Annotated in this window: 13 protein-coding genes and 1 tRNA gene; 11 read left to right on the forward strand and 3 right to left on the reverse strand. The window is 64.7% G+C overall.

Going from position 1 to position 8,726, the window contains the following annotated elements; all coding sequences use genetic code 11:
* Positions 1-121: 121 nt before the first annotated feature.
* Together ABWP09_RS11675 and ABWP09_RS11680 are read left to right on the forward strand one after the other, a co-directional pair.
* Positions 122-769 carry a hypothetical protein gene (locus tag ABWP09_RS11675; RefSeq protein ID WP_353205318.1) on the forward strand — a complete coding sequence of 216 codons (648 nt, stop codon included), beginning with the start codon at positions 122-124 and terminating at the stop codon, positions 767-769.
* A 25-nt stretch (positions 770-794) separates the two neighbouring features.
* The gene (locus ABWP09_RS11680; protein WP_353205307.1) at positions 795-1,142 is read left to right on the forward strand and encodes a DMT family protein; all 348 of its coding nucleotides are present in this window, start codon (positions 795-797) and stop codon (positions 1,140-1,142) included.
* Here ABWP09_RS11680 and ABWP09_RS11685 read toward each other — a convergent pair.
* Positions 1,126-1,332: a hypothetical protein gene (locus ABWP09_RS11685; RefSeq protein WP_353205308.1), complete on the reverse strand. Its 207-nt coding sequence runs from the start codon at positions 1,330-1,332 to the stop codon at positions 1,126-1,128. The two genes, ABWP09_RS11680 and ABWP09_RS11685, sit on opposite strands and share 17 nt — an antisense overlap.
* 295 nt (positions 1,333-1,627) lie before the next feature.
* Between ABWP09_RS11685 and ABWP09_RS11690 the strand changes: the two genes are divergently transcribed.
* Positions 1,628-2,335, forward strand: coding sequence for a Crp/Fnr family transcriptional regulator (locus ABWP09_RS11690; RefSeq protein ID WP_353205309.1), 708 nt, complete (start codon positions 1,628-1,630; stop codon positions 2,333-2,335).
* A 558-nt stretch (positions 2,336-2,893) separates the two neighbouring features.
* Here the strand turns inward: ABWP09_RS11690 and ABWP09_RS11695 are convergent.
* Positions 2,894-3,337, reverse strand: coding sequence for a PaaI family thioesterase (locus ABWP09_RS11695; protein ID WP_353205310.1), 444 nt, complete (start codon positions 3,335-3,337; stop codon positions 2,894-2,896).
* A gap of 77 nt (positions 3,338-3,414) precedes the next feature.
* On the opposite strand from ABWP09_RS11695, the gene ABWP09_RS11700 reads away from it, so the two are divergent.
* The 6 genes from ABWP09_RS11700 to proC all read left to right on the forward strand — a co-directional run bounded on the left by ABWP09_RS11700 (position 3,415) and on the right by proC (position 6,857).
* Positions 3,415-3,771 (forward strand): winged helix-turn-helix transcriptional regulator, encoded by a 357-nt coding sequence (locus tag ABWP09_RS11700; protein WP_353205311.1) that lies wholly within the window; start codon positions 3,415-3,417, stop codon positions 3,769-3,771.
* A complete protein-coding gene (locus ABWP09_RS11705; RefSeq protein WP_353205312.1) occupies positions 3,752-4,504 on the forward strand; it encodes a TlyA family RNA methyltransferase in 753 nt (250 codons plus the stop codon). The genes ABWP09_RS11700 and ABWP09_RS11705 overlap by 20 nt, the downstream gene beginning before the upstream one ends.
* Positions 4,505-4,580: 76 nt before the next feature.
* On the forward strand, positions 4,581-5,138 hold the full coding sequence (locus ABWP09_RS11710) for a TspO/MBR family protein (protein WP_353205313.1): 558 nt from the start codon (positions 4,581-4,583) through the stop codon (positions 5,136-5,138).
* 18 nt (positions 5,139-5,156) lie between these two features.
* Complete coding sequence (locus ABWP09_RS11715; RefSeq protein WP_353205314.1) at positions 5,157-5,423, forward strand: accessory factor UbiK family protein; 267 nt, start codon at positions 5,157-5,159, stop codon at positions 5,421-5,423.
* A gap of 106 nt (positions 5,424-5,529) precedes the next feature.
* Positions 5,530-6,045: a type III secretion system chaperone family protein gene (locus ABWP09_RS11720; RefSeq protein ID WP_353205315.1), complete on the forward strand. Its 516-nt coding sequence runs from the start codon at positions 5,530-5,532 to the stop codon at positions 6,043-6,045.
* 32 nt (positions 6,046-6,077) lie between these two features.
* Entirely contained in the window at positions 6,078-6,857 is a 780-nt protein-coding gene (gene proC / locus ABWP09_RS11725) for a pyrroline-5-carboxylate reductase (protein WP_353205319.1), read from the forward strand.
* Here the strand turns inward: proC and ABWP09_RS11730 are convergent.
* Complete coding sequence (locus tag ABWP09_RS11730) at positions 6,854-7,342, reverse strand: MarR family winged helix-turn-helix transcriptional regulator (RefSeq protein WP_353205316.1); 489 nt, start codon at positions 7,340-7,342, stop codon at positions 6,854-6,856. The two genes, proC and ABWP09_RS11730, sit on opposite strands and share 4 nt — an antisense overlap.
* A 68-nt stretch (positions 7,343-7,410) precedes the next feature.
* On the opposite strand from ABWP09_RS11730, the gene ABWP09_RS11735 reads away from it, so the two are divergent.
* Together ABWP09_RS11735 and ABWP09_RS11740 are read left to right on the forward strand one after the other, a co-directional pair.
* Complete coding sequence (locus tag ABWP09_RS11735; RefSeq protein ID WP_353205317.1) at positions 7,411-8,544, forward strand: branched-chain amino acid aminotransferase; 1,134 nt, start codon at positions 7,411-7,413, stop codon at positions 8,542-8,544.
* 107 nt (positions 8,545-8,651) lie between these two features.
* Positions 8,652-8,726: transfer RNA gene (locus tag ABWP09_RS11740), tRNA-Gln, on the forward strand.

Below are 8,726 nucleotides of genomic sequence, written 5' to 3' on the forward strand. Positions count from 1 at the left end.
GGGACCGGGTCGATTGTACGGAACGGGCGGCGTGGCGCATCGTTAAGGAATTCCATCGCCCCAGGCGTTCTTTTTCCGGCGAGTAGCTTTTATGCCGCGTACCCAGCTTTTGTTCTTGTCCGTGTTGTTCGCAGCGGCGTGTGCGCCTGCTGTCGACGATACTAATATCAACGTCGATATCACTGCGGCCGCGTTGCAGGCGCAAGGCGCGGTCGATGCCTATGGTGCCAGTGCCAGGGAAAGCGCGCCGGTCGTGATCGCCGAGACCGACGCGCCAAACACCGCGGCGCCCGTCGCGGTCAAGGTGCCCGCCCCGCTCGCTCCACCGCCACCGGGCACGCCAGGCGGCTTACCCGATGATCGAACCCCATTGTCCGAAGCCCGCTTCGCCCCTGACAGCGCGCAAGCGGCTGCCAATGTCGTTCAGAGCTATTATGCGCTGATCGGCGAGCGCAAATATCGTGAAGCCTTCGCGTTGCGCGACGGCACCGTGGTTGGTCCAAAGACCGCCGATGCCTTTGCCGCCGATTTTGCGCGCTACAGCGAATATCACGCCAATATCGGCGGGCCGAGCGCGATCGATGCCGGGGCGGGGCAGCGCAACGTGACGGTGCCTGTGCAGATTTATGCCCGAATGAAGCAGAGTAAGGCGCCGGTCTATCAGATTGGCAGCGTGACGCTGCACCGCACCGATGTCGATGGTGCGAGCGCGGAACAACGCCGCTGGCATATCCGTACTATCATGCTGAAAGCTGCACCGAGAGGCTAGGGTCGGCGTTTCACGGGAATTCCATATGCCGACGATCCTGCTGCTGATCGCCTCCAACTGCTTCATGACAACGGCGTGGTACTGGCATTTGAAGGGCGGCATGTCGAAGCCGCTGTTCGTGGTGATCCTGATCAGCTGGGGCATCGCGCTGTTCGAATATTGCCTCGCCGTCCCGGCCAACCGGATCGGATTCGCCGCCGGCTGGAGCGGTGGGCAGCTCAAGGTCACGCAGGAAGTGATCACGCTGGTCGTGTTCGGCGTGTTCATGGTGACGGTGTTGGGCGAGCCGCTCGGCTGGCGCCACCTCGGCGCGTTTCTGTGCCTGGTCGGGGCGGCGGCGTTTCTGTTCGTCGGGGTCAGTCACCCTGCATGACGTTGGCGAGCAGTGCGAGATCGGCGCTGTTGACCGCCACCCCGGTCGCGTCGGTGTCGTTCGTGACGGCGACCTGATGGGATGTCGCCGCGCGCGGTCCGAACCCGACCGTGTCCTCGGCCGTCCACAGGATCCCCGCGGCCCAGAGCAAGGCGGACCAGCGGCTGAGGAAGAGTTTGCGGAAGGGCATAGCATCCGACGTACACCGCCCCCGGTTAACGCGCCGCTTCGTGTCATGATGAACGCGAAGGCGATTCCGCGTCGGGTTCCTCCTCCGTGATCTCTGCAGCAGTCGCACTATGGTGCGCCGATTTCCGCGCTGCATCGGGCGTCAGCGAGGTGGCCAGACCGTCGGGCCCGTCACGCACGACAATGCCATGTTCGGCAGCTGCGAACATCGGCATAGCATGCTGCATTCTCGACATTTCGGTCGCCCACTGGACAGATCGATATGCCGATGCGCATGTTTCGATGAGGGAATACTGATGTACACCAGCCTGTTTCTGAAGACGCATCGCACCCCCATTCTGGATGGCGAGGAAGTGGCGGCGCTCGAATCCGCCGCTGCGCGCACCGCGACGTTCACCGCCAAGCAAATCATGGTTCGGCAGCAGGTTCCGCTCACGCAATGCACCTTGCTGCTCGAAGGGTTTGTCGAGCGCTATCGCGACACGCCCGAGGGACGGCGCCAGATCCTCGCGATCCATATTCCCGGTGATTTTGTCGATTTGCACTCCTATCCGCTGAAACGGCTCGAACATTCGGTTGCGGCCTTGACCGATGTGAAGGTCGCGCTGTTTCCGCACAGCGCGATTCGTACGCTAACCGCGCAATCGCCGACGCTCACCGAATTGTTGTGGCGATCGAAGCTGATCGATGCCGCGATCAATCGCGAATGGATCGTCTCGGTCGGCGCGCGCAGTGCGGTTGTCCGGCTCGCGCATCTTTTTTGCGAAATGTATGTTCGGCTGGAGCGGATCGGGATGGCCCCCGACCGCAGCTTCGCGCTGCCGTTGACGCAAGTCGATCTGTCGGACGCGACCGGGCTGACGGCGGTCCACGCCAACCGCATGCTGCGCCAGTTGCGCGAACAGGGCCTGGTCGCGTTCCGGCACGGCGAAGTCGAAATCCTCGATTGGAACGGCCTGCGCGCCTTCGCCGATTTCGACCCGGCCTATTTGTTTTTCGACTAGCGTCGCTCGCGCTTCACATCTCGCAACGCATCCCGTTCGTGCTGAGCCTGTCGAAGGGCTGTGGGCAACAAGGATTGCCCGACGTGTGGCACGCAGCCCTTCGACAGGCTCCGGCCGAACGGGATACGGTGTTAAATAGGGCCCACTAACCCGGCCAATAATGCGCCTGCGCCGCATCGGTGGCGCTGATCGCGAGGATCGAGCGCGCATCGCCGGGGGACAGCGGCTTGCCCTTGCGGTCCGGCATCGACGAAATGACCGCCCTAAGCGACCGCAAGGCCCGAGCCGCCGAAGCCCGGCACGGTCAAAATGGTCGGTTGAACGGGGTCGAAACGCGAAAAGCTACGCATCGATTCGCTCCCAAAGCCCCCGGGATGGGGATGGAGGAGACGTGGCCGCCCGTGCTCTAGGGGGACGCCGCGCGACCACGCCTCCCATCTGCAAAGGTATTCCCACCTAATTGATAGACAATAGCCTTGCGGCGAGCGGACGGCGGCGTGCGATGATCCGAAACGCGCGCATCCTTTGGTCGCAAATGAGGCCGGATCGGACGCTTTATCATCCGACCGGGATGACGGTTGCCTGTGCCACAGCGGTCAGCACTGGCGGCGACTCGGCGCTTTCGGACCAGACATCGGCGCGGACGATCACCTGGCGCTTGCCCGCCTTCACGACGCTGCCGATCGCGCGCAACCGGGTGCCGCGCGCGGGCGCGAGGAAGTTGATGCTGTACGCCCCCGTCACGACATCGCCCGCAACCGTGCTCGCCGCCCAGGCGCAGGCATTGTCGGCCATCAGCCCGACGATCGCGCCGTGCGCAAAGCCGTGATGCTGCGTCATGTCGGGGCGGATGTGCAGCAGCAGTTCGGATTTGCCGTCCCAGCACGTGATCAGCTCGACCCCGAGAAAGCGCGAGAAGCCCGACTGTCCCACCGCGACTTTCCTCATATAGGCGACCGCCGCATCATTGTCGGCAAAACGCTGTTCGAACCCGGATGCCATCGCGATTCTCCATAAAGTCTGCAAAGTAGACTATTGCGGTTTTGGCGATGCGGCGCAAGCTTGATAGGAGAGCATGGATGAAGGCGTACACTCCCTCGCGCGCACCCTGCCCAATCGGGCGCGCGTCGCGCGTGCTCGGCGATCGCTGGGCGATGCTGATCCTGCGCGAGGCGTTCCTCGGGGTGGAGCATTTCGAACATTTCCTCGGCCGGCTCGATATTTCGCGCGCCGCGCTGACCTCGCGGCTCGGGATTCTCGTGGCGGCGGGGGTGTTCGAACGCGTGCCGCCGACGGGGAAGCGCGCGGCGTACCGGCTGACCGACGCCGGGCGCGCGCTTGGCCCCACCTATGAAGCGATTAAGGCCTGGGGCGATGCGTGGCTGCCGCCCGCCCCCAGGCCAGAGAAAGACGTGCATGACCAAGATCCGGGTTGACCAATTGCTCGTCGATCGCGGTCTCGTTGAAAGTCGCACGCGCGCGCAGGCGCTGATCATGGCCGGACTGGTGTTCGTCGGCACGCGCAAGATCGACAAGCCGGGGCAGACGATCGCCGACGATGTCGCGCTCGATGTGCGCGGGCGCGATCATCCCTGGGTGTCGCGCGGCGGGATCAAGCTCGCGCACGGGCTCGATGCGACCGGGTGGGATGTCACCGGCGTGGTCGCGATCGACGTCGGTTCCTCGACCGGCGGGTTTACCGACGTGCTGCTCCAGCGTGGCGCGGCGCGGGTCTATGCGGTCGATAGCGGCACCAACCAGCTCGCGTGGAAACTGCGGCAGGATGATCGCGTGGTCGTGCTCGAACAGACCAGCGCCCGCATCCTGACCGCCGCGCATATCCCCGAGCCGGTTGACCTGATCGTATGCGACGCGAGCTTCATCGGGCTTGCCAAGGTGCTCGAGCGCCCGCTGACCTTCGCCAAACCCGCCGCACGCTTGCTCGCCCTGATCAAGCCGCAATTCGAAGCGGGACGCAGCGAAGTGGGGAAGGGCGGGGTGGTGCGCGATCCCGCGATCCACATGCGCGTCTGCGACGAGGTTTCGGCCTGGGTCGTGGGCCAGGGGTGGCGCGTCGCCACGCTGGTCGAAAGCCCGATCACCGGCCCCGAAGGCAATATCGAATTCCTGATCGCCGCAACGCGGGACGGTGCCCCGGCGGGCGCGTGAAAATATCCGTATATCGTCGCGCGTCCTCCTCTATAGTGCAGTGCGGCATTCGCGGATTCGGGGGAGGACGTAACGCTTGAGAGAAGTTGCATCGAAACAGCAATTGCGGCTGTCGTTTCTCCGTTGGGCGGTGGTGACCGTTCCGTTCGTGCTGCTGCTTGGCTTCACCGCGGCGCGGCTTGCGCCGTCGGGGCCTGAAAACCTGTGGTACGCAGCAATCATCAAGCCCGATATCACGCCGCCTGATTGGGCATTCCCGGCGGCCTGGACCGCGATCTATATCTTGCTCGGTCTGTCGCTTGCCATGATCATCCACGCGCGCGGATCGCGGTTGCGCGGCCCGGCGATCGCGCTGTTCGGGGTGCAATTGGCGGTGAACCTGACATGGTCGCCGGTTTTTTTCGGGATGCATCAAGTCACCTGGGCACTCGGCATTGTCGCCGTCATGTTCGTACTGACGTGCGCGATGACGCTGCTCTTTGCGCGAATCCGCGTTGTCGCGGCGGTGTTGCTGGTGCCGTATCTCGCCTGGTTGCTCTTTGCCGGCTATCTCAACTACCAGATCATGGATTTGAACCCCGGCGCGGAAACCCTTGCGCCATCCTCCTCCACTTCCCAGATCATCAAGTTATAACGCACTGGATTTTTGACCATGCAAGCCGACAACAAGATATTCGACGATCTCGTGAAGTTCATGAACGGCGCGGCGGGGACGCTGGCCGGCGTCGGGCGCGAGGCCGAGGCGGGCGCGCGCGCGCGCGCGAAGGAATGGATTGGCGGGCTCGATTTCGTCAGCCGTGATGAATTTGACGCGGTGAAAGCGATGGCGGCGGCGGCGCGCGACGATGCCGATGCGCTGCGCGCGCGGCTCGACGCGCTGGAGGCGAAAACGGCCAAAAAGCCGAAAGCCGAAGGCTGAGCGCGATTTTGTCCACAGCTTTCTCTACAGGGTTGCCCACCCGATCCTTGTCTCGTCGTCGACTTCGCGCCACCCTGCGGGGCAGCACGGTCCGTGGAGGCAGGCAATGATGCTCGACGAAGCCGATTATGATCGCGATGACGCAGCGCCCATCGACATGCTCGAAAGCTATTTCGCGGCGCATGGCTGGGAACATGAGCGTCAGGACGATGAGGTCATCGCCAAGGTCAAGGGCAGCTGGACGCAATATGAACTGCGCGCGCTGTGGCGTGAGGAAGACAGCGTCATCCAGTTCCTTGCTTTCCCGGATATCCGCGTCGCCGACGACCGGCGCGTCGCGATTTATGAAGCGATCGGGCTGATCAACGAACAATTGTGGGTCGGCCATTTCGAATTATGGTCGTCGAGCGGGATCCTGCTCTATCGCCACGCCGCGATGATCGAGAGCCCGACCGATTCGGGCGGCGGCACGATGTCGCTCGGCGCGGCCGAATTGCTGGTCGAAAGCGCGATCGACGAATGCGAGCGCTTTTACCCGGTCTTCCAGTTTGTGTTGTGGGGCGGCAAGACTCCCAAGGAAGCGCTCGCCGCCGCGATGACCGAGACGCAGGGCGAAGCGTGACCACGGTGCCGACGCGCATCGCGCGCGTCTGGATGATCGGCTGCGGCAATATGGGCGGCGCGATGCTGCGGCAATGGATCGCGAGCGGGACGCTGGCGGCCAATGCGGTCGATGTCGTCAATCGTGGCGACCGGCCTTTGCCCGAGGGCGTGCGGCAAGCGCGCGACCTGCCGGATGCTGCGTTCCCCGATGCCGTCATCTTGGCGATGAAGCCGCAGCAGCTCGATGAGGTGGCCGCGCGTTTCGCCGATCGCCTGGCCGATGTGCCGCTGCTGGTGTCGATCCTCGCTGGCGTCGAGGAGATCGCGCTCGCACGCCGCTTTTGCGCCGGTGCGGTGATCCGCGCCATGCCCAATCTCCCGGTCGGCATCGGCAAGGGCGTGGTCGCGCTCGATACATCGCGCGATGATCCCGCGATGCGCAATGCCGTCGCCGCGCTGATGGCCCCGCTCGGGCTCGTCGAGTGGGTCGCGCCCGCGCAGTTCGACGCGGTCACCGCGCTCGCCGGCAGCGGGCCGGCATTCCTCTATCGTTTTATCGATGCGCTGGCGGCAGCTGGGGTCGCGCAGGGGCTGCCCGCGGATCAGGCGCAGCGTCTCGCGCTCGCCACGGTTGAGGGGGCAGGGCTGCTGGCCTCCGCCGCTGATGTCGGCCCGGGCGCATTGGCCGAGCGCGTGGCAAGCCCCGGTGGATCGACCCGCAAGGGTCTCGACGTGCTGGACGCCGACGGTGCGCTGACAGCGCTGCTCACCGAAACGATCGCCGCCGCCACCCGGCGCAACGCCGAGATGGCCGCCGCCGCGCGGAATTAATCGCGCAACCCCGAGAGCCGCGCGAGGTCGGCGTCGCCGATCATCCCCTCCAGCACCGACCAGAAGCCGCTGACCGCGCTTTGCCCGGCGCGCGCATAGGCGGTTGCCCAATGCTGCCGCACGGTTTCGAACAATTCATACTCCAGCGCCGCCCCTGCGTCGGACAAACGCAGCAAGCGCTGCCGCCGGTCGCGTTCGCCAATGCGCGTCTCGACCAGCGCGCGATCGCCCAATTCGTTGAGCACGCGACCGAGCGATTGTTTGGTGATGCCAAGCAAGCCGAGCAGCGCGCTGACCGTCAAATCCGGATGCCGCGCGATGAAGTACATCGCGCGGTGATGCGCCCGGCCCAGTCCCATTGCCGCCAGCCGCGCCTCGGTTGATCGCGCGAGCGTGCTTTGTGCGAAATACAGTAACTCCATGCCGCGCCGGATTTCGGTTTCGCGGAGGAAGAGCGGTGAAGCGGAAGCGATTGAAGTGGCCATTGTTGACCGCGTTTGACGCCTCCCGTACACCCCATCAACCCTAAAATTTGTAACAGAATGTCGCATCTATGCTGCAGAACATGTCCCTCGCTTCCGATCCGGCCATCGCCGCCGATGCCGCGCCCGTCTTCGTGGTGGAGCCGAGCGCGACGCCGCTCGCCGTCAACGAACGCGCGGGCCTGCTCGCCAACCCCGGTTTCGGGCGCGTCTTCACCGATCATATGGCGACGATCCGCTACAATGAGGCGCACGGCTGGCACGATGCAAAGGTCGTCAAGCGCGCACCGTTTCAGATGGATGCCGCCTCCGCGGTGCTGCATTATGCGCAGGAGATTTTCGAAGGGCTGAAGGCGTATCGCTTGCCCGATGGCGGCGCGGCGTTGTTCCGTCCGCACGCGAATGCCGCGCGCTTCCGCAGCTCGGCCACGCGGATGGCGATGGTGCCCTTGCCCGATGATCTGTTCGTCGAATCTGTCCGCGCGATTGTCCGGCAAGAGGCCGACTGGATCCCCGATATCGACGGCGGCGCGCTGTATCTGCGTCCCTTCATGATCGCCAGCGAAGTGTTCCTCGGCGTCAAACCCTCGACCGAATATCTCTATGCGGTGATCGCCTCCTCGGTCGGCGCCTATTTCAAGGGCGATGCCCCCGCCGTCACCCTGTGGGTGTCGCAGGACTATACCCGCGCCGCGCCCGGCGGCACTGGTGCGGCCAAATGCGGCGGTAACTACGCCTCAAGCCTGATCGCGCAAGCCGAGGCGACGCGGCAGGGGTGCGATCAAGTGCTGTTCCTCGACGCGGTCGAGCGCCGCTGGATCGAGGAACTGGGCGGCATGAACATCTTCTTCGTGTTCGACGACGGCAGCATCGCCACTCCGGCGCTGACCGGCACGATCTTGCCCGGCATCACGCGCGATTCGCTGCTCACGCTCGCCCGCGACATGGGGCTTGTCGTGCGCGAGGAACCCTATGCGATCGACCAATGCCGCGCCGATGCGGAAAGCGGGCACCTGCGCGAGGCGTTCGCGTGCGGTACTGCCGCCGTCGTCACCCCGATCGGCACGATGAAGCTGAAGGACGGCCAGTTCCGGATCGGCAGCGGCGGCCCGGGCCAGACGACAGCACGCTTGCGGCAAGCGCTGATCGACATTCAACGCGGCCACGCGCCCGATCCGCATGGCTGGCTTGACCGCGTGATCTGACGGGCGCGCGACGTCGCTTCGCATTACTTGTGGAAAAGCGCCGTCGCCCCCTTTCCATCCGCGCATCCCCGCCGTAAAGCACCGCGATCCCGGCACGGCCGGGATGTTGGGGCGTCGCCAAGTGGTAAGGCAGCGGCTTTTGATGCCGCCATTCGCAGGTTCGAACCCTGCCGCCCCAGCCA

This window comes from Sphingomonas sp., assembly GCF_040398505.1.
Taxonomy (GTDB): domain Bacteria; phylum Pseudomonadota; class Alphaproteobacteria; order Sphingomonadales; family Sphingomonadaceae; genus Sphingomonas.